The sequence below is a fragment of the Clostridium sediminicola genome, from assembly GCF_050402865.1.
GTDB lineage: Bacteria > Bacillota > Clostridia > Clostridiales > Clostridiaceae > Clostridium_AF > Clostridium_AF sediminicola.
The window spans coordinates 1-261 of record NZ_BAABMF010000093.1 but is presented as its reverse complement, the minus strand read 5'-3'; the positions used below and the strand labels follow the sequence as shown (position 1 = coordinate 261).

The 261-nt window shown below is 36.0% G+C and carries 1 protein-coding gene; it reads right to left on the bottom strand.

The window, feature by feature from the left end; all coding sequences use genetic code 11:
- Positions 1–261, bottom strand: a 261-nt coding sequence (locus ACQ3F0_RS26895; RefSeq protein WP_428868880.1) for a dienelactone hydrolase family protein, incomplete at both ends; no start/stop codon positions are given.

Here is a 261-nt window from a genome sequence, read left to right as displayed (position 1 = left end):
CTAACATTTCTAACATTCTATTGTATTTGTCATTTCCCATTCCCATTCTCATCCAACGAACTCCGTTTACAAATGAGTTCAGTGTTGCAAGAACTTTTACACATTTTTCTCTTCTTGCAGCTTCAACACACACTGCTCCTCCTACTCCCCATCCGATTAGTCCTATTTTTTCTGCATCTACTTCAGGTTGAGCTTTTAAAAAATTAATAGCTGCACATATATCCTCTACTTCTCTTTCAAGTGTTGTATACTTTACTAATC